Origin of the sequence: Brucella haematophila (assembly GCF_005938105.1) — a bacterium.
In the GTDB taxonomy this organism is placed as follows: Bacteria; Pseudomonadota; Alphaproteobacteria; order Rhizobiales; family Rhizobiaceae; genus Brucella; species Brucella haematophila.
Window position 1 is genome coordinate 79933 of sequence record NZ_VCPE01000009.1, and the last position, 19587, is coordinate 99519.

Consider the following 19587-nt stretch of genomic DNA (forward strand, 5'->3'; position numbering starts at 1 on the left):
TGTTGTTCTCTGATTCGAACGGCTCTTGCATTTGTGAAATGTCCTGTCTTTGTACGAACGAGCTATCGAAATGCGCTGCTTCGAAGAAGCGGATCACAGACACGGAAGGTGAGGCGACATGAAAAGCTGGTTCTGGCCGGGTGTAACGTGGACCGCAACACTGACGGCACTGGCGCTGTGGTTCGGGGTGGATCGGGTTCAGACCGATATTTCAACGCGTACGTCTGAAGCTCTTGCGCCCTATGTCTGGACTGGCTTCGATATTGAAGGCCGCGACATTACAGTGAAGGGCATTGCGCCTGATCCCGCAGAGCAGGAAGCGGCACGCACGGCTTTGCGTGCTGTGTGGGGAATCAACGACATCACAGACCTCACATCTGTTCTGCCTGCCACGTCGCCTTATGTTTTCAAGATTGAAAAGAGCAATGACGGCCTGGTCTTTTCAGGCTCCATTCCCGAAAATGCGCTTCGTGACCAGATCATGGAAGCCGCAGAAGGTGTCGCACCCGGCTTGTCGCTTGATGACGAAATGGCCTTGGCGCGCGGAAGCTGGCCACAATTTTCCGACAGTGTTCTGTTCGCTCTCACTTTGACCAAAACGCTTGTGGATGGCGAGGTAACGATTACCGACGGGTCGCTTTCGATCAAAGGGAAGGCGGCAAGCGCCGAGCAATATCAGGCAATGACCGATATATTGGCCAAGCCGCTGCCATTCGATTTGAAACTGGCAGCATCTGATGTGGCCCAGCCGTGATTCTGTGGAATTAAGCTTACGCTAGGGCAGGGGTTCGGATGACTTTCCTGTTCGAAGTTGACAGTTTCGCTGTTTCAAATTTTGCTTTCTTATTATGACTGATGAATGGGAACTGACCCATGAAACCCAGTGCAGGTTTTAATGCTTTATCTTGCTGAAACATTCTGGCCCGTTCTTCTCGCGGCGGTATTGATCGGGATCGTCATCGGATGGCTGGGCGGTCGTAAATAAGGCAGCTGCCGAACTGGCTCGGCCTGCAAAGGATAAGATGCGCTCAATCAACAGGTTATGGCGCGTGTAGTATAGAGTGCGAGGGAAACCGATATGCCGTTGCTGATCATTCAACTGGCGATCCTTGTTGCGGTGGCGTTTATCGTCGGATGTGTTCTGGGCAAATTGTTCCGGGGCAAAGGCAAGGTCATGACCGACGATGAACGTATAATCGTCGCGGCCGCGCTTTCGACGCCTCCTGCCGTGGACGAGAAGCCTGAACCTGTTCAGCCCGTCGCTGCTCCGGTAGAAACAGCGTCGCTCCCGAAGGACAAGAAGCCACAAAAAGTCAGTGCGCCGAAGAAGGCACCTGTGCCGGACGCGGAAGTCGTTGGCGGACCACTGCCGGTTCCGGCTCCCCAGCCGGAAGAACAGAGCAAGCCGGAAGATCCGGGCCGTCCCGAACTTGTCGATGCGCCCCGTGACGGCAAGGCGGATGATCTGACTGTGATCAGCGGTATCGGCAAAGCCATTCAGGCGATGCTGAACAAGCTTGGCGTTTATCATTATGACCAGATCGCAGGCTGGTCGGACGAAGAATCGGCGTGGATCGAACGTCACATCGGCTTCCCGCGCCGAATCGCACGCGAAAGCTGGATCGGTCAGGCGGCGAAGCTTGCCGAAGCCACAAGCAAGCCAGCAGCCAAACGCCCGGCCAGAGCCAAGAAGGCTCCTGCGAAGCCGAAGGCCAAGCCTGCCAAGAAAACTGACGCTTGATGGAGTTATGGGATGATGTTTTGTAGCGCATCCCGCAGAATTTGAAGCTGTCTATCGGCGCCCGTAAACCAGATCGGTTTCAATATCGGCTGAGCCGGTCAAACGCGCTTTATAGACCTCGTAATTTTCCATCACGCGCTGCACATAATTGCGCGTTTCCGAATAGGGAATGCGCTCGATCCAGTCGACGATCTCTTCGATCGACTGACCGCGCGGATCGCCATATTTCTCGACCCATTCCGAAGCACGGCGCGGCCCGGCATTATATCCGGCAAAGGTCAGCACATAGGAACCGTTGAAACGGTCAAGCTGTTCGCCAAGGAAATGCGCGCCGAGCGTGGCATTATAGCCTGCGTCGCTCGTCAGTCGCGGCGCGGAGAAAGCCATACCGTTGCGTGTCGCAACGCTTTTGGCGGTCGCTGGCATCAGCTGCAACAGACCGCGTGCGCCAGCCTTGGAAACGGCACCGACATTGAATTCGCTTTCCTGACGCGCAATCGCATAGGCGAGGGCTTTACCCGACCCGCTGATATTGGCACTGGCCGGAATGGCGCCGAGCGGATGCGACAGCGCACCCACATCGAGCCCGCGCATCGCCGCAGTTTTGCCGACCCGCAGCGCCAGATAGTGGTTCTCATTACGCTCAGCCATGACGGCCAGCAAGGCGAGTTCGCCGACGCTGTCGAGTTCCTGCGAAAGCTGGGTATAGATGGATGTCGCCTTGGTGGCATAACCGATCTGTTCCAGACGTTTGATCGCCTGCACTGCGTTCCGGTTGGCAAAGCGGGTGCGATCCGTATCACTTGGTCGCGGATAGATCAGTTCCGGGGCTTTCTCATCCAGCTTGGCTGCCGAGAGCTGGCCATAGAAGGTCGTGCCGAAATGGGCAGAGCGGCGATAATAATCGCGCGCATTGCCGCCGCTTCCCGCATCCGCAGCGCGTCCAAGCCAATAATAGGCGCGCGATGCGGAAATCGGCCGGGCAGAAATTTCAGCAATTCTGGCGAAATGCGGTGCCGCCGTCTTTGGCTGCTTGAGCGCGCGCAATGCATACCAACCGGCGTGAAATTCCGCTTCAGCTGCAACGGTTGGCGATTCGGCGGCATGGGCCGCGACCACCTTATAGGCAAGCTGTGGCTTGCCGAGGTCGAGCAGCTCGCGTGACAGAATCCGCCGTTCGGTCCACCAGGCGTCGGGATCGACCAGCATGGCGGCCTGACGCGGTGCCTTCAACATCAGATCGGTGGCGTCATCATAGCGCTCAGCGCGACGGAGATAGCGAATCCGCAGAAACTGATAGGCCGCGTTGGACTGCCAGGAACGATCGACCGCAGCAATCGTCGCGGCTGCATTGGGCGACTTCTGGGCGACGGCTGCAAAGGCATTGTAAAGCGACTGGGCCTGTGCGGGACCGGCAAGCAGTTTGGCTGACTGTGAGCGGTCATTATAGATCGCGCGCAGAAAACGTCGCTGGTGGTCTTCCCGCGTCAGGACACCGTTGAATTCCTTCAGCACTTTCTGCTCGTCATCCGGCGAGAGACGCTGCGTTGCCCACCAGGGCGACAGGAGTTCACGCGCTTTTGCGGGATTACCAATGCTGACATAGGCGCGGGCCAGCACAATCATGCCTTCGGTGGTTACCGGGCGACGGCTGCCAAAAGCCGCCATGACCGTTCCAGCAGGCGGGTTTTCCTTGAACAGAGCCCGTTCCGAATTGCGCTGAAGCGTGGAAATGCCGGGCCAGCCGGGCAGTTCGGCGGTTGCAGCAGCAATTTCGCCGCTTGAAACGCCGTCAATACCCGAGGTCGCAATCGCCCAGGTCAGAATCTGCCGGTCAAGCGAACCTCGCGGCATGCCGTTACGAAAGGCAACCGCACTTGTCACATTGTTGGAATAAAGCGCATCGAGGCCGCTTTTCAGCGTGCCGCCAATGGCAGCCGGGTTTTCAACACGGCTGAATGATGAGGTGATAACCGGATCGGGCGGCGTGGGACGCGGCGTCGGCGTCACCAGATTCATCGGCGAAGCGGGAGACTGCGCTGCGGCAGGCGCAAAGGGTCGCGCAAGCGGTGTCGGCACTTCGGTCGGCAGTGACGATTGCGCAAACGAAGCCGACGGCTGCACGGCAACCGCAATAAGGCATCCTGCAAGCAGGGCCTTTCGTCTGATACTGATCGCTACGACTTCTTTAGACATCCACACTCTGAAACAAAAATCCGGCCATCCGGGACACTGGTTGCTGTAAAATATGTTAGCAAAATCCGGCTTTTGTTAGCCTTCATTTTCGCTCCCACATTTTGTCTTCCATGATAAGTCTCAGGAATGAAACTATGATTAACAAAAGCTTTATAATATAGCCCCGCAGATGCCGAAACGGCTGTTGGACATACCCATCCCGGGCAACTGTCGGGACCAGCGAGGTAGATGCTAAAATAAAGCCGGGATTTTCGTCGCAAATCTGCCGTATTACCCCTGTTTTCCGCTTGCAATGTGCTTGCTCCATTCTTGCTGCAAGACTATTGTTCAACGCCTCCGCAAACCGCAACGCAGGTCGAGTGCCCCTTGAGGTTTGAGGTTCTGTCTATCTTTTTCAGGAGTTACTGATGCTGAAGGGCTCAATTACCGCGCTTGTCACGCCATTCGATCGTGAAGGAGCGTTCGATGAGAAAGCTTTTCGTGCATTTGTTGACTGGCAGATAAAAGAAGGCACCAAAGGTCTCGTGCCCGTTGGCACCACCGGCGAAACGCCGACGCTTTCCCATGATGAGCACAAGCGCGTCATCGAGGTTTGCATCGAAGTCGCCGCCGGTCGCGTGCCCGTCATCGCCGGCGCAGGCTCGAACAATACGGTCGAAGCGATTGAACTCGCCCAACATGCGGAAAAGGCTGGCGCGGATGCCGTGCTGGTGGTTACGCCTTATTATAATAAGCCGAACCAGCGTGGCCTCTACGAGCATTTCTCGCGAGTTGCCCGCTCGATCTCGATCCCGCTCATCATTTACAACATTCCGGGCCGTTCGGTCATCGACATGACGCCTGAAACGATGGGTGCTCTCGTGCGCGATCACAAGAACATCATCGGTGTGAAGGATGCGACTGGCAAGATCGAGCGTGTTTCCGAGCAGCGCGGCACCTGTGGCAAGGATTTCATCCAGCTTTCGGGCGAAGATGCGACGGCGCTCGGCTTCAATGCGCATGGCGGGGTAGGGTGCATTTCAGTGACGTCGAACATCGCGCCGCGCCTGTGCGCCGAGTTTCAGGAAGCCTGCCAGGCTGGCGATTTCGCCAAGGCTCTGGAATTGCAGGATCGCCTGATGCCGTTGCATAAGGCGCTGTTCATCGAGCCAAATCCGTCTGGCCCGAAATATGCGCTGTCGCGCCTTGGACGCGTTGAAAACAGCTTGCGCTCGCCAATGGTGCAGGTCGAAGCTTCGACCGCTGAAAAGATTGATCAGGCCATGAAGCATGCAGGCCTCATCAACTGATCCGGTAATTGTCGCGCTGATAGTTGAAGACATGGCAAGCTGGTGATTTTTACGCTCCCGCCGTCGCGGGAGCGTTTTCATTTTAAATGCAACGCATTATATAGTGCAGTTATGAACAAGCCGAAGAATTCCCCTGCGCGCAAGATCATCGCGGAAAACCGCAAGGCGCGCTTCAATTTCGAGATTTTGGACACGCTTGAGGCTGGTCTGGTTTTGACTGGCACCGAGGTGAAGTCTCTGCGCGCCAATCAGTCGAACATCGCCGAAAGCTATGCCAGCTTCGAGAACGGCGAATTCTGGCTGATCAATTCCTATATTCCGGAATATACGCAGGGCAATCGGTTCAACCACGAGCCGCGCCGTTTGCGCAAGCTTCTGGTCAACCGCCGCGAAGCGTCGCGTCTGTTCAACTCGGTCTCGCGCGACGGTATGACTGTCGTTCCGCTGAAACTATACTTTAATGATCGTGGACGCGCGAAGCTGGAACTGGCCGTGGCACGCGGCAAGAAGAACCACGACAAGCGCGAGACTGAAAAGAAACGCGACTGGGGTCGCGAGAAGGCCCGCTTGCTTCGCGACCGGGGCTGACCTTATTCCAACGAAAAAGAGCGCCGTGAGGCGCTCTTTTGATTCATGCGGAAGAGTGGATATTCTTAACAACCGAACCGCAAATGTTGCGCAGTTCGAAAAGGGCTCGGTTCCGAGCCCTGACTGATATCAATAGCCTTCGTCGAGATCGTCGTCCTGGCGGCGCGGTGCGCGCTCAGAGGGGTCGCGACCGATCTCAGCCTTCAGCGAAACGAGATCGATGAAATGATCGGCCTGACGGCGCAGTTCATCGGAAATCATCGCGGGCTGGGTGGTCAGTGTCGAAACGACGGAAACCTTGCGGCCCTTGCGCTGCAGGGCTTCTGCGAGCGAACGGAAATCGCCGTCGCCGGAGAAGATGACGAAATGGTCAACCGTGTCGGTCAGCTGCATGGCATCGACGGTGAGTTCGATGTCCATATTGCCCTTCACCTTGCGGCGACCGGTCGAATCGGTGAATTCCTTGGCGGCCTTGGTGACTACCTTGTAGCCGTTGTAATCCAGCCAGTCGATCAGTGGACGGATCGACGAATATTCCTGATCTTCAACAAGCGCAGTATAGTAATATGCGCGCAGCAGATAACCGCGCTTCTGAAATGCCTTCAGAAGCTTGCGGTAATCGATGTCAAAGCCCAGGGTCTTGGATGCTGCATATAAATTGGCGCCATCAATAAAAAGCGCAATTTTTTCACGAGAATCGAACATCGTGCAATATATCCACTCTACAGCCTAACGGGAGTGTGGACCGTCGGCCGCGTATTCAGATTTGTTTCACAAACGACGGCTGGCGAAATATTTCTACCAATAGCGTTTATAGCGTTTCTAAGGACATATTATAGAAAAACAAGCAACCATAGGTTGTTATTTTAGTGAGCTAATTTACCTTGTGTAGCAATTCAGATATGTGAACGAGTTTTGGTCTAGTTAATATTGTTCCATTCTGAACCGCAATGAGATAATATGCGGTATATCGTTTAAAATCGAGGACATAAGAGCGGATAAGGGCTATTTGACGCCTATAATCCCGCTTTAGCTTGTAATTTCGCCCAACAGGCGTTATGTGCAGAAAAAATCCGTTAAAGTTCGAAAATGAAAGGGACCGCGTATGGCCCGCGTCACCGTTGAGGACTGCGTAGACAAAGTCGAGAACCGATTCGAGCTGGTTCTGCTCGCCGGTCATCGCGCCCGCCAGATTTCCCAGGGCGCTTCGATCACTGTCGACCGCGACAATGATAAGAACCCGGTCGTTGCATTGCGCGAAATCGCCGATGAAACGCTTTCGCCGGACGATCTGAAGGAAGATCTGATCCACTCGCTGCAGAAGCATGTGGAAGTGGACGAACCGGAAGCTGCTGCTCCGGCCCAGATCACCTCGTCGTCCGACGAGCTGGTTGAAGGCATTGCCGAAGCTGCCGAGGAAGATGTTGTGTCTTTCGACCGCATGTCGGAAGAAGAGCTTCTGGCCGGTATCGAAGGTCTGGTTGCCCCGGAAAAGAACGACGACTTCTAAGTTTCGTTCGGGTTATCCATTTTATACGCGCTGCGGCTCATCTGGCTGCGGCGCGTATTTTTACGCGCGTGAACATAAAATGATCGCTGCGGCGGCTTGCAGGAAGTGAATTTCTGTCTGAAATTAATCCTGTTGGCAGATAATCGGTGCTAAAGCTCGCAAAACACTCGATAATTTGCGAAGTTGTGCTCGATAGGGGTGTTTAGGTGTTGCGGTATCGCCGCTGATCGCCCAACATTGGTTTGAGGAGTTGTTGTAGATGATGCGCCAGTATGAGCTTGTGGAGCGTGTGCAGCGATACAAGCCGGATGTAAACGAGGCGCTTCTCAACAAGGCATATGTCTATGCCATGCAGAAACATGGCAGCCAGAAACGTGCTTCCGGCGACCCTTATTTCTCCCATCCTCTCGAAGTCGCGGCCATCCTCACCGATATGCATCTCGATGAGGCGACGATTGCCATCGCGCTTCTGCACGATACTATCGAAGACACGACCGCGACCCGTCAGGAGATCGACCAGTTGTTCGGGCCGGAAATCGGCAAGCTCGTCGAAGGTCTGACCAAGCTCAAAAAGCTCGATCTGGTTTCCAAGAAGGCGGTGCAGGCGGAAAATCTGCGCAAACTGCTTCTCGCCATTTCCGAAGATGTGCGCGTGCTGCTGGTGAAGCTCGCCGACCGTCTGCACAATATGCGCACGCTCGGCGTGATGCGCGAGGACAAGCGCCTGCGCATTGCCGAAGAGACCATGGATATCTATGCGCCGCTTGCTGGCCGCATGGGTATGCAGGACATGCGCGAAGAGCTGGAAGAGCTGGCTTTCCGTTATATCAATCCCGATGCATGGCGTGCGGTCACGGACCGTCTGGCCGAACTTCTGGAAAAGAACCGTGGTCTTCTGCAGAAGATCGAAAAGGATCTATCCGAGATATTCGAGAAGAACGGCATCAAGGCCAGCGTCAAAAGCCGCCAGAAGAAGGCCTGGTCGGTGTTCCGCAAGATGGAAACCAAGGGCCTGTCCTTTGAGCAGCTCTCCGACATTTTTGGCTTCCGCGTCATGGTCGATACGGTGCAGGACTGCTACCGGGCGCTGGGGTTGATCCATACGACATGGTCGATGGTGCCGGGGCGTTTCAAGGATTATATCTCGACGCCGAAGCAGAACGATTATCGCTCGGTACACACGACCATCATCGGGCCGTCGCGTCAGCGTATCGAACTGCAGATCCGCACCCGTGCGATGGATGAAATCGCCGAATTCGGTGTGGCTGCGCATTCGATCTACAAGGATCGCGGCAGCGGTAACAATCCGCATGCCATTTCGACCGAAACCAATGCATATGCCTGGCTGCGCCAGACCATCGAACAGCTTTCCGAAGGTGACAATCCGGAAGAGTTTCTGGAACACACCAAGCTGGAGCTGTTTCAGGATCAGGTCTTCTGTTTTACGCCGAAAGGCCGCCTGATTGCACTGCCGCGCGGTGCGACGCCGATCGATTTCGCCTATGCAGTTCACACCGATATTGGCGACAGCTGTGTCGGCGCAAAGGTCAATGGCCGCATCATGCCGCTGATGACCGAGCTGAAGAACGGCGACGAGGTGGATATCATCCGCTCCAAGGCGCAGGTGCCGCCGGCAGCATGGGAATCTCTGGTCGCAACCGGTAAGGCGCGTGCCGCCATCCGTCGCGCGACGCGCTCCGCCGTGCGCAAGCAATATTCCGGCCTTGGCATGCGCATTCTGGAACGCGCCTTCGAACGCGCCGGAAAGCCGTTCAGCAAGGATATTCTTAAACCCGGCCTGCCGCGACTGGCGCGCAAGGATGTAGAGGATGTGCTGGCCGCGGTTGGGCGCGGCGAACTGCCGTCCACCGATGTCGTGAAAGCCGTTTATCCCGACTATCAGGATACCCGCGTCACTTCGCAGAACAGCCCCGCCAAGACCGGCGAAAAGGGCTGGTTCAACATCCAGAACGCCGCTGGCATGATCTTCAAGGTGCCTGAAGGCAGCGAGGGTCCGGAAGGCGGCAAGGACAAGGATCAGGAAACTGCGCCGAAGCCGGGCAAGCGCGCCTTGCCGATCCGCGGTACCAATTCCGATCTGCCGGTACGGTTTGCGCCGGAAGGCGCTGTTCCGGGCGACCGCATCGTGGGCATTCTCCAGCCGGGCGCCGGTATCACCATCTATCCGATCCAGTCACCGGCGCTGACCGCCTATGACGATCAGCCGGAACGCTGGATCGATGTGCGCTGGGATATCGATGAAACGATGCATGAGCGTTTCCCGGCCCGTGTGAGCGTTTCTGCGATCAATTCCCCCGGTTCGCTGGCGGAGATTGCCCAGATTGTTGCGGCCAATGACGCCAATATTCACAATCTCTCGATGGTGCGCACAGCGCCGGACTTTACCGAAATGATCATCGACGTTGAAGTGTGGGATCTGAAGCACCTCAACCGCATCATTTCCCAATTGAAAGAAAGCGCGAGCGTCAGCGGCGCAAAGCGCGTGAACGGATAGGACCAAGATGAACACCGAAGGCGTGCTTGCCGTCTTCCGCGAAGCGGGAGCGATCCTCGAAGGCCATTTCATTCTCACTTCCGGCCTTCGCAGCCCCATTTTTCTGCAAAAGGCGCGCGTGTTCATGCATGCCGACAAGACGGAAAAGCTCTGCAAGCCACTGGCTGAGAAGATCAAGGCGGCAAATCTTGGCCCCATCGACTATGTCGTCGGTCCGGCCATCGGCGGTCTGATCCCGTCTTACGAAACGTCGCGTCACCTTGGCGTACCTTCGGTCTGGGTCGAGCGCGAAAATGGCGTGTTTCGCCTGCGTCGCTTCGATGTGCCCAAGGGCGCGCGTGTCGTCATCGTGGAAGACATTGTCACGACCGGCCTGTCGATCCGCGAAACCATCGAATGCATGAAGGAACTCGGCATCGAAGTTGTGGCTGCGGCCTGTATCGTTGATCGCTCTGCTGGCAAGGCGGATGTCGGCACGAAGCTGATCGCGCTTGCGGAATATGAAGTGCCTGCTTATCCGGCTGACAATTTGCCGCCGGAACTGGCCGCCATCCCGGCGATCAAACCGGGCAGCCGCAACATCTGACCATTCGTTGTTGCCAGAAAGTGCATTAGCATCTGCGTATCTTAAAAGACTTTCTGGCGGGATATAATGTAAAAGTTGATGCCGCAGAGCTATTACAGCTCTGCGGCGAAATTTCTCTTTACGAATGACCTTAGGTTTACGTAATCTCCGCTGTTAACGAGAGAATTCGTTCAGTTCTCGCCGACAGGAAAATCCATCGTGGCTGTAACGTCTGTAGTTTTCGATCCGAAATCACCATTTCGCGCGCCGTGCGGCATTTGTGTCGACTGCGATGTGCGTCGTATGGCGGTTTGCGCTGCGCTTGACGACGGTGATCTCGGCGCGCTGGAAGCGATCATGACGTCCAGAAAGCTGGATGCGAACGAGATGCTCGTGGAGGAGGGTGAGCCCAAGGCCCGGGTCTACAGCCTGACCTCCGGCATGTTGCGCATCTATACCTCTCTGCCGGACGGACGACGCCAGATCGCGGGCTTCCTGTTCCCAGGAGATTATCTCGGCCTTGCCGATGACGATGTGTATTCGCAGTCAGCGGAAGCGGTCGTGCCTTCGGTGCTCTGCGCCTTTTCCACGAAGGAAATGGACAATCTGATGGAGCGCTTTCCAAAGCTCAAGGAAAGGCTGCACCAGATGACCCGCGCCGCACTGCGCACAGCACGTGACAACCAGCTTGTTCTCGGTCGCCTTGCGCCGGTGGAGAAGCTTGCGAGCTTTCTGCTGGTTCTCTCAGCACGCGCTGAAAAGCGCGGCGAAACTGCCAATCCCGTGCATCTTTCGATGAACCGCACGGATATTGCGGATTATCTCGGTCTCACCATTGAAACGGTAAGCCGCAGCTTCACCAAGCTCAAGAGCCAGGGACTGATCCAGCTCATCGACGCCAACACGGTCGAAATCATGTCGCGCCGTTCGCTCGCAGCTGTTGCGGGCATGGATCTGGACGCATTTTAAGCTGGAGCGGTTTCGGTTAAACGGAATCGCGGAACCACTCTATCTATTTGTTTTTCCACATTATCCTACACATCGAAGCGGGAGCAGAAATCAGTCGAGCGGACTGATTTCCCCGCGTAGACTACGTATTGCTGCTGGAAACGCTCTCACTCCCAATCCTCTGCCCATTCATCGTCGCCCGTTGATTCAAATCAATGCGGCGTGCCGCTTTGCCCTGTAATTTTTACCGTAAAGATTGATGCGGCTACAAAGGGACGGTCGCGCGGTGAATGGGGAGAAAGACGGGTGCTCTTGTGTCTGGTCACTGCAACGTTGGCTGTCATTCATGCGGGGTGCCTTGCCGCCTCATGCCGTCCAGTGCCGCAGGCTGCAATTCGGGTTCCGGCATCAGCTTCTCCATTCGCTCTGGCAGAGCTTCGCCAGTCCGCGCGCCGCGCGAGGTGGATGCGCCATGCATGAAGAAACGATAAAGCGTTACGCAGCACTGGCCGTTCCGCGCTACACGTCCTTTCCGACGGCAGCCGATTTCGTTCCCTTCGAGCCTGATACCACGCAACGCTGGCTGCGTCAGATCGGTCCGGGCGAGGGCATATCACTTTATATCCACGTGCCTTACTGCAAGCAGCTTTGCTATTATTGCGGCTGCCACGCCAAGGTTGCCATTCGCGACGATGTCGTCGAGAGCTTCTATCATCCGCTTTTGAATGAAATCGAGACGGTGGGTCATGTGCTGACCAGCCGCCCGCGCGTCACCCATCTGCACTGGGGTGGCGGAACGCCATCCATTCTGAGTTCTTCTCAATTCTTTGAAATCATCACCGCCTTGCGCTCGGTGTTCGAGTTCTCGCCGACGATGGAACATGCCATTGAGCTTGATCCGCGCACGGTCACGCCGGAACTTGTCCGCACGCTGGCTTTCATGGGTGTCAACCGGGCCAGCCTTGGCATTCAGGATATCGATATTCGCGTGCAGAAGGCCATTGGCCGCGTGCAGATGATGGAAACCGTGTCGGAAGCCACATGGCTTCTGCGTGGCGAAGGGATCGAAAAGATCAATTTCGATCTCATCTACGGTTTGCCGATGCAGACGGTGGATAGTTTGCGCCGCACCTGCGCAACAGTCGCCTCGCTCCGTCCGGACCGTGTTGCCTGCTATGGTTATGCACATCTGCCGCAGCGACGCGCCAATCAGCGTCTGATTGATGCCAGCCTGCTGCCCGATGCGGAAGAACGCTTTGCGCAGTCGCGTGTTGTCGCCGAATGTTTTTCCGGTCTCGGTTACGAGCCGGTGGGTATCGATCACTACGCTCTGCCGCAGGACACGCTGGCCGTTGCTGCCCGTAAGGGTCTGCTACACCGCAATTTTCAGGGTTACACGACCGATAGAAGCCAGACGCTGATCGGCTTTGGCCCGTCATCCATTTCACAATTTCCGGGCGGTTATGCGCAGAATATTCCGGATATCGGGCAGTATCGCAAGAAGGTCGATGCGGGCGAACTTGCCACGATGCGCGGCTATACGATGCGCGAAAGCGACCGCCTGCGTTCGGCAATCATTACCGATCTGATGTGCAATTTTCAGGTTGATCTGGACGAAGCAGCGCCGGGTATGGAGTTCTCCGACGAACTCGCCCTGCTGCGCCCGCTGGTGGCCGATGGTCTGGTCGATGTGAAGGGGAGCGTCATCCGCGCTACCGAAGACGGAAAGCCGCTGATACGCCTCGTGGCGGCTGCCTTTGATGAATTCCGCAGGGAAACGGTGCAGGGCTTCAGCTTCGCCGTGTGATCCTGCGCCTAGAGCACTTCCAGCAAAAGTGCGTAGCGGTTTTGCGTAGGATAATGCGCAAAACAAATAGCCTGATCGGGCGGTTCCAGAAGAACCGTTTCAGAAATGCCGCTGTACCGGGCCGTCAAGAAGGTCAGTGGCATGGGAGCGCCGCCGTTGGGGGACGTGCGGCGCTCCCCCTTTCGGGGGAACCTTTTCAGATTCAGGCCTTTGCTTTGCGGTTCTTTTCCAGCTTTGGCAGGAAGACGGTCAAAAGGCCGAGCAATGGCAGATACGAGCAGATCGTGTAGACGAACTCGATGCCCTTGCGGTCAGCGACGATGCCGAGAACTGCGGCTGCAATACCAGCCATGCCAAAGGCAAAGCCGAAGAACAGGCCGGACACCATGCCCACGCGTCCCGGAAGTAATTCCTGTGCAAACACCACGATGGCAGGGAAGGCCGAGGCCAGGATGAAGCCGATGATTACCGTCAGCACAGCCGTCATCTCAAGATTTGCATAGGGCAAAGCCAGAGTGAATGGCAGTACGCCGAGGATCGATACCCAGATCACCTTGCGCGTTCCGATGCGATCACCGATCGGGCCACCAAAGATCGTTCCCGCAGCAACAGCACCGAGGAAGAGGAACAGCAGGATCTGCGAGGTCTGCACCGACACGCCAAAATGATGGATTGTGTAGAAGGTGTAGTAGCTCGTCAGGCTGGCCATGTAGATGTATTTGGTGAAGATCAGCAGCGCGAGCACAGCCACGGTGGCAATCACCCGGTTACGTGGCAGCGGCAGCGTCTTGTCAGGCTGCGCCCTACGAGCATTGGCCAGCCGGTAGCGATTGTACCAGTTGCCAACATACCAGAGCAGCAACATGCCAGCCAAAGCGGCGACCGAGAACCATGAAACGCTGATCTGGCCGAATGGCAGCACAACGAAAGCTGCAAGCAGCGGTCCGATGGACGAACCGAAATTGCCACCGACCTGAAACAGCGATTGCGCGAAGCCGTGCTTGCCGCCCGATGCCAGTCGCGCAACGCGTGACGCTTCCGGGTGGAAGACGGACGAACCAAAGCCGACGCAGGCCGCGCCCATCAGCAGCACCGAATAATGATGCGCCGTGGCCAGCAATATAAGTCCGACAAGGGTGCAGCCCATGCCGAAGGACAGCGAATAGGGCATCGGCTTGCGGTCGGTATAAATACCGACGAGCGGCTGCAAGATGGATGCCGTCATCTGGAAAGTGAAGGTGAGAAGACCAATCTGCCAGAACGACAGGCTGTAATTCTCCTTCAGCATCGGATAGATGGCCGGAAGGAGCGACTGCATCATGTCGTTCAGGAAATGGCCCATGCTTGTGGCCAATATGATGGTGAGGACCGTATTGTCCGCACCGCTGTTGGACGGCTGCTGCGCAGCACTCATGCTCATAATGCTACTCCTTGAGCACATCCCGAAAAGTGAAACGGTTTTCGGATAGGATGTGCGTTAAAATAAACGTCCAGAGCGCCGATCTGATTTAAGCAGATTGAAACGCATACAAAGAAGTCTCGGTCTGCCGCTACAATCTTCTCGGTTGTCGGAAAGAAAAGATAGCGTTTGGATGTTTTGAAACGGAGATTTCGTCGAGCGTACTCTCCGGTTCTCTCCTCATAAGCGTATTGCGCGTCGCCCGCTTTCGTGATTTGGTCCATTACTTGTTTGAGTGGGCCAAGCTGAGCCGATTGAGATCGAGTTTGAGATGAAACCGCCATCGCCATCACGTCTTTTCTTACCCGAAAGCGAGGAACTGCAACGCTTCCACGAAGACCGCGTGGCGATGCTGGAGACCATGACCGGACCGGTTGTGGCGCTTCCGACGAAGTATCCGGATGGCTATTTCGTGCCCCGTCACAGCCATTCGCGCGCGCAGCTCTTGTGTGCTTCGCAAGGTGTGGTTCTGGTCACGACGAATGCCGGGCGCTGGATGATCCCGGGTGATCACGCCATGTGGATACCGGCTGGTATCGAGCATTCGGTCGAGATCGTGGGTGATGTCTATATGCGCTCGATCTATATCAGCACAGATGCCGTTTCGGGCGTGCCCGACCATCTGCATGTGGTGGGGCTGACCGATCTGATGCGCTGCCTCATCATTGATGCGACGACGGTCGACAGCATACCGGAGGCGGGCAGCCGCGATGCGCTGGTTATCGAGTTGATCCTGCGAGATCTGCACACCCTGCCGCAAAGGTCGCTTGGGCTGCCCATTCCGAACGATCCGCGCCTGCAAAAACTCTGCCGCGATTTCGTGAAAAATCCGTCCTCGCGCGTCACCATCGATGATTGGGCGGACAAGCTCGCCATGAGCAGGCGCTCATTCACGAGGCATTTCCAGCGCGAGACGGGGGTGAGCCTTTCGGTATGGCGGCAACAGGCCTGTCTTTTCGCTGCCGTTCCCAGGCTTTCCGAGGGGGAAGCCGTGACCAGTGTGGCGCTCGATCTCGGTTATGACAGCGTTTCAGCCTTTACGACAATGTTTCGCCGCATGCTGGGCGTATCGCCTCGTCATTATCAGCCAAGACCGGACCTCGCGCCAACGGAATACCGCGATGCATGATCGGTAGGATGATCTAATAATAGCAATTGTTTCCAGCCGTGGAGAGCAGTATTAAGGGCCCATGTTATTCCAACGCCGACATCCACTGACCCGACGGGAGCGCCTGAGACTTATGGTCTGGCCGCGCCGTTCTTTTTCCCGTTCGTTCAAATACGGGGGTAAGCGGATTCTGCGTATTACCGCGTCGCCGCATGCGGTGGCAGCGGGGCTGGCCGTTGGCGTTTTCTCGGCATTCACGCCGTTCTTCGGCTTTCATCTGATCATCGCGATTGTGCTGGCCTATTTTCTGGCCGGCAATATTGCGGCGGCAGCAATCGGCACCACGCTGGCCAACCCGCTCACTTTGCCTTTCATTTGGGGAAGTACCTTCGAGTTGGGTCGCTTCATCATGAATGGCAGCGTGGACTCGGCGCCCCCCGTGCATCTTGGCCGTGCTCTCGAAACAATGCATTTCGACGAGATCTGGACGCCACTCCTGAAGCCGATGCTGTTTGGTTCGACCATTCTGGGCGCGGCCTGTGCGGTGCTGGTCTATTTCGTGACGCGCTATGCCGTGTCGGTGTTTCGCCGTCGCCGTCTGGAGCGACTGGCTGAAAAGCACAAGCTGCATGGCGAACGGGGGCTTCAGCAAATATGATCGTCGGCATAGGCAGTGACCTTATCGATATCCGGCGTATCGAAAAAGCTCTGGAGCGGCACGGCGACCGTTTCCGCAATCGGGTCTTTACCGAGATCGAACAGAAGAAATCGGACGGACGCCAGCAGCGCGCGGCGTCCTATGCCAAGCGCTTTGCTGCCAAGGAAGCCTGCGCCAAGGCGCTCGGCACCGGCATTGCGCGCGGCGTGTTCTGGCGCGATATGGGCGTGGTCAATGCGCCTTCCGGCAAGCCCACCATGCACCTGACAGATGGTGCGGCCAAACAGTTGCAGAGACTTCTGCCGCCGGGAACACGCGCTGCCATACATCTGACAATTACCGATGATTTTCCTCTCGCGCAGGCCTTCGTAATCATCGAGGCGCTGCCAGATTCAAGCGGGCCGAAATAGGCTCCTGAGCGGGATCAGGTAAAATTGATCGGTCCTGACAGAAGTAGTTGGGGTTGTGACAGGTAAACACCTGCTCATAATCGTGCGAGAAAGCAGTGCGCGGATTGCCTCACGCAATCCAAGCCGTTAATAGAGCATTTCCAGCAAAAGTGCGAAGCGGTTTTGCGTCGGATAATGCGTGAAAGCAAATGATCGCGTTATCGCAAGCGGAGAGACAATGAGCGTGTCCAGCAAGAGTGAAACCAAGAAGTCCGGCGGCCTAGGCGAAACCATCAGCGTTATCGTGCAGGCGCTGCTGCTGGCGCTGGTCATTCGCACCATTCTTTTCCAGCCATTCAGCATTCCTTCGGGCTCGATGCGCCCGACCTTGCTGGAAGGCGATTATCTGTTCGTGTCGAAATATGCCTATGGCTATTCGCGTTTTTCGCTGCCTTTCGGTCTCGACCTGTTTTCGGGCCGTATCTGGAGCGCGGAACCGAAGCGCGGCGATGTGGTGGTTTTCAAGCTGCCGAGCGACACGTCCGTTGATTACATCAAGCGGGTGATCGGCCTGCCGGGCGACCGTGTACAGATGCGCGGCGGCGTGCTCTATATCAACGATCAGGCGGTCAAGCGCGATCGCATCGGCACCATCGACAATCCCGATGTGACGGAAGAAAACCGTCCGGTCGAGGTTTATCGCGAGACGTTGCCGGATGGCGTGACCTATGACACGCTTGATCTGGCGCCCAATTCCATCGGCGATGATACCCGCGTCTTCGAAGTGCCCGCCGGTCATTACTTCATGATGGGCGACAATCGCGACAACTCGCTCGATAGCCGTTTTGGCGTTGGCTATGTGCCTTTCGAAAATCTTGTCGGTCGTGCCAACATCATTTTCTTCTCGATTGCGGACAAAGCCAGCCCGCTCGAAATCTGGAAATGGCCGACCGATGTGCGTTTCAGCCGTCTGTTCACTTCTGTGAATGCTGCGCCGCACACTGCCGTCACCGGAAACTGAGATGGTATCCGCAGGCCAGGCAGCATCAATTCTCGAGGAGCGCACCGGACACCGTTTTCTGAATTTGAAACGGCTGGAACGTGCGCTCACGCATTCAAGTGTGCAGGCCCCTTCGCGGGCGAATTATGAGCGGCTGGAGTTTCTCGGCGACCGTGTGCTTGGTCTCGCTGTCGCAGAAATGCTGTTTGAAGCATTTCCCGAGGCTTCCGAAGGCGAATTGTCGGTGCGTCTTAATGCGCTGGTCAATGCCGAAACCTGCGCGGCCATTGCCGACGAAATCGGTCTCGCCAACTTCATTCATACCGGCTCCGACATCAAATCGCTGAACGACAAGCGCCTCATGAATGTGCGCGCCGATGTCGTGGAAGCGTTGATCGCCACGATCTATCTCGACGGTGGCCTTGAAGCGGCCCGCTCGTTCATCAAGCGTTACTGGAAGAAAAGGTCGCTTGAAACCGGCGCAGGACGCCGCGATGCCAAGACAGAGCTGCAGGAATGGGCACATCAGCAGGGCAATGTGCACCCGTCCTATTCCGTGTTAAGCCGCAGCGGCCCGGACCATGACCCGCTCTTCGTGGTCGAAGTTCAGGTACAGGGTTTCGCGCCGGAAAATGGCGAAGGACGCTCAAAGCGCATCGCCGAACAGAGCGCCGCAGAAGCCATGCTCTACCGCGAAGGCGTGTGGAAGCGCGACGAAACTGTATGACGCAAGAACTCACGTTTTTTCAATCGAGATCGGTTATAATCGATCAATTGCGACAAATTTCGTTGTAATGACGACGCTGTCGCACCGGGGGGAATGGGCGTGCCAAGGGGACCACGCTCTATACAAAATATCGTCTGGAAGGATGGACAATGAATAATCGGACGACACCGACAGAAAGCGAAACGGAAACCGGGCAGACCCGCTCGGGCTTCGTTGCGTTGATCGGCGCGCCAAATGCGGGGAAATCCACACTGGTTAACCAGCTCGTGGGCACGAAAGTATCGATTGTCACGCACAAGGTGCAGACGACGCGCGCGCTCGTGCGCGGCATTTTCATCGAGGGTCCGGCGCAGATCGTTCTGATCGACACCCCCGGTATTTTCCGCCCGAAGCGCAGGCTCGACCGCGCCATGGTCACCACGGCCTGGGGCGGCGCTAAGGATGCGGATATCATTCTGGTTCTGCTGGATGCGCAGGGCGGTCTCAACGAGAACGCCGAAGCGCTGCTGGAAAGCATGAAGAATGTGCGTCAGAAGAAGGTGCTGGTGCTGAACAAGGTCGACCGCGTCGATCCGCCGGTGCTGCTGACACTGGCCCAGAAGGCCAATGAACTCGTGACCTTCGACCAGACATTCATGATCTCGGCGCTCAACGGTTCGGGCTGCAAGGATCTGGCGAAGTATCTGGCTGAAAACGTGCCGAACGGTCCGTGGTATTATCCGGAAGACCAGATTTCCGACATGCCGATGCGCCAGCTCGCAGCCGAAATCACCCGCGAGAAGCTTTATCTGCGCCTGCATGAAGAGCTGCCTTACGCATCGACGGTGGAAACGGAACGTTGGGAAGAGCGCAAGGACGGTTCGGTTCGCATAGAACAGGTCATCTATGTCGAGCGCGAAAGCCAGAAGAAGATCGTTCTCGGCCACAAGGGCGAGACGGTGAAGGCTATCGGCCAGTCGGCGCGCAAGGAAATCTCGGAAATTCTTGAACAGACGGTTCATCTGTTCCTGTTCGTGAAAGTGCGCGAAAACTGGGGCAACGATCCCGAGCGCTATCGCGAAATGGGACTTGATTTTCCCACCTAGCA

18 protein-coding genes are annotated in these 19587 nt (G+C 56.5%); 15 read left to right on the plus strand and 3 right to left on the minus strand.

The window, feature by feature from the left end; all coding sequences use genetic code 11:
* The first annotated feature begins 118 nt into the window (after window positions 1-118).
* The gene (locus FGI60_RS14255) at window positions 119-754 is read left to right on the plus strand and encodes a hypothetical protein (RefSeq protein ID WP_138785778.1); all 636 of its coding nucleotides are present in this window, start codon (window positions 119-121) and stop codon (window positions 752-754) included.
* A 324-nt stretch (window positions 755-1078) separates the two neighbouring features.
* Window positions 1079-1741 carry a 50S ribosomal protein L21 gene (locus tag FGI60_RS14260; protein ID WP_138785779.1) on the plus strand — a complete coding sequence of 221 codons (663 nt, stop codon included), beginning with the start codon at window positions 1079-1081 and terminating at the stop codon, window positions 1739-1741.
* Between the two features lie 51 nt (window positions 1742-1792).
* Here the strand turns inward: FGI60_RS14260 and FGI60_RS14265 are convergent, their stop codons facing one another.
* Window positions 1793-3937: a lytic transglycosylase domain-containing protein gene (locus tag FGI60_RS14265; RefSeq protein WP_138785780.1), complete on the minus strand. Its 2145-nt coding sequence runs from the start codon at window positions 3935-3937 to the stop codon at window positions 1793-1795.
* A 407-nt stretch (window positions 3938-4344) separates the two neighbouring features.
* Here FGI60_RS14265 and dapA point away from each other — a divergent pair, with 407 nt between their 5' ends.
* Together dapA and smpB are read left to right on the plus strand one after the other, a co-directional pair.
* A complete protein-coding gene (gene dapA / locus FGI60_RS14270) occupies window positions 4345-5226 on the plus strand; it encodes a 4-hydroxy-tetrahydrodipicolinate synthase (protein ID WP_138785781.1) in 882 nt (293 codons plus the stop codon).
* A gap of 111 nt (window positions 5227-5337) precedes the next feature.
* Complete coding sequence (gene smpB, locus FGI60_RS14275; RefSeq protein ID WP_113533993.1) at window positions 5338-5814, plus strand: SsrA-binding protein SmpB; 477 nt, start codon at window positions 5338-5340, stop codon at window positions 5812-5814.
* 129 nt (window positions 5815-5943) lie between these two features.
* On the opposite strand, the gene FGI60_RS14280 is transcribed toward smpB, so the two are convergent.
* Entirely contained in the window at window positions 5944-6519 is a 576-nt protein-coding gene (locus FGI60_RS14280; RefSeq protein WP_113533992.1) for a LabA-like NYN domain-containing protein, read from the minus strand.
* Between the two features lie 400 nt (window positions 6520-6919).
* Between FGI60_RS14280 and rpoZ the strand changes: the two genes are divergently transcribed.
* From rpoZ to hemN, 5 genes are all read left to right on the plus strand, one after another.
* Window positions 6920-7324 (plus strand): DNA-directed RNA polymerase subunit omega, encoded by a 405-nt coding sequence (gene rpoZ / locus FGI60_RS14285; protein WP_078340702.1) that lies wholly within the window; start codon window positions 6920-6922, stop codon window positions 7322-7324.
* A 259-nt stretch (window positions 7325-7583) separates the two neighbouring features.
* A complete protein-coding gene (locus FGI60_RS14290; protein ID WP_138785782.1) occupies window positions 7584-9839 on the plus strand; it encodes a RelA/SpoT family protein in 2256 nt (751 codons plus the stop codon).
* 7 nt (window positions 9840-9846) lie between these two features.
* The gene (pyrE, locus tag FGI60_RS14295) at window positions 9847-10425 is read left to right on the plus strand and encodes an orotate phosphoribosyltransferase (protein ID WP_138785783.1); all 579 of its coding nucleotides are present in this window, start codon (window positions 9847-9849) and stop codon (window positions 10423-10425) included.
* Window positions 10426-10707: 282 nt separating this feature from the next.
* On the plus strand, window positions 10708-11373 hold the full coding sequence (locus FGI60_RS14300) for a cyclic nucleotide-binding domain-containing protein (protein ID WP_235889826.1): 666 nt from the start codon (window positions 10708-10710) through the stop codon (window positions 11371-11373).
* A 451-nt stretch (window positions 11374-11824) separates the two neighbouring features.
* Window positions 11825-13159 carry an oxygen-independent coproporphyrinogen III oxidase gene (hemN, locus tag FGI60_RS14305; RefSeq protein WP_138785785.1) on the plus strand — a complete coding sequence of 445 codons (1335 nt, stop codon included), beginning with the start codon at window positions 11825-11827 and terminating at the stop codon, window positions 13157-13159.
* Window positions 13160-13361: 202 nt separating this feature from the next.
* On the opposite strand, the gene FGI60_RS14310 is transcribed toward hemN, so the two are convergent.
* A complete protein-coding gene (locus tag FGI60_RS14310; RefSeq protein ID WP_138785786.1) occupies window positions 13362-14579 on the minus strand; it encodes an MFS transporter in 1218 nt (405 codons plus the stop codon).
* A 310-nt stretch (window positions 14580-14889) separates the two neighbouring features.
* On the opposite strand from FGI60_RS14310, the gene FGI60_RS14315 reads away from it, so the two are divergent.
* The 6 genes from FGI60_RS14315 (at window position 14890) to era (ending at window position 19585) form a co-directional block, all read left to right on the plus strand.
* Window positions 14890-15747, plus strand: a complete 858-nt coding sequence (locus tag FGI60_RS14315) for an AraC family transcriptional regulator (RefSeq protein ID WP_138785787.1) — start codon at window positions 14890-14892, stop codon at window positions 15745-15747.
* Window positions 15748-15808: 61 nt separating this feature from the next.
* The gene (gene bspA, locus FGI60_RS14320) at window positions 15809-16384 is read left to right on the plus strand and encodes a type IV secretion system effector BspA (RefSeq protein WP_138785788.1); all 576 of its coding nucleotides are present in this window, start codon (window positions 15809-15811) and stop codon (window positions 16382-16384) included.
* Window positions 16381-16794, plus strand: coding sequence for a holo-ACP synthase (acpS, locus tag FGI60_RS14325; RefSeq protein ID WP_078340711.1), 414 nt, complete (start codon window positions 16381-16383; stop codon window positions 16792-16794). The genes bspA and acpS overlap by 4 nt, the downstream gene beginning before the upstream one ends.
* 217 nt (window positions 16795-17011) lie before the next feature.
* Window positions 17012-17794 (plus strand): signal peptidase I, encoded by a 783-nt coding sequence (gene lepB, locus FGI60_RS14330; RefSeq protein ID WP_138785789.1) that lies wholly within the window; start codon window positions 17012-17014, stop codon window positions 17792-17794.
* Between the two features lies 1 nt (window position 17795).
* Window positions 17796-18500: a ribonuclease III gene (rnc, locus tag FGI60_RS14335; protein WP_078340713.1), complete on the plus strand. Its 705-nt coding sequence runs from the start codon at window positions 17796-17798 to the stop codon at window positions 18498-18500.
* Between the two features lie 149 nt (window positions 18501-18649).
* Window positions 18650-19585, plus strand: a complete 936-nt coding sequence (gene era, locus FGI60_RS14340) for a GTPase Era (protein ID WP_138785790.1) — start codon at window positions 18650-18652, stop codon at window positions 19583-19585.
* The last annotated feature ends 2 nt before the right edge of the window (window positions 19586-19587 follow it).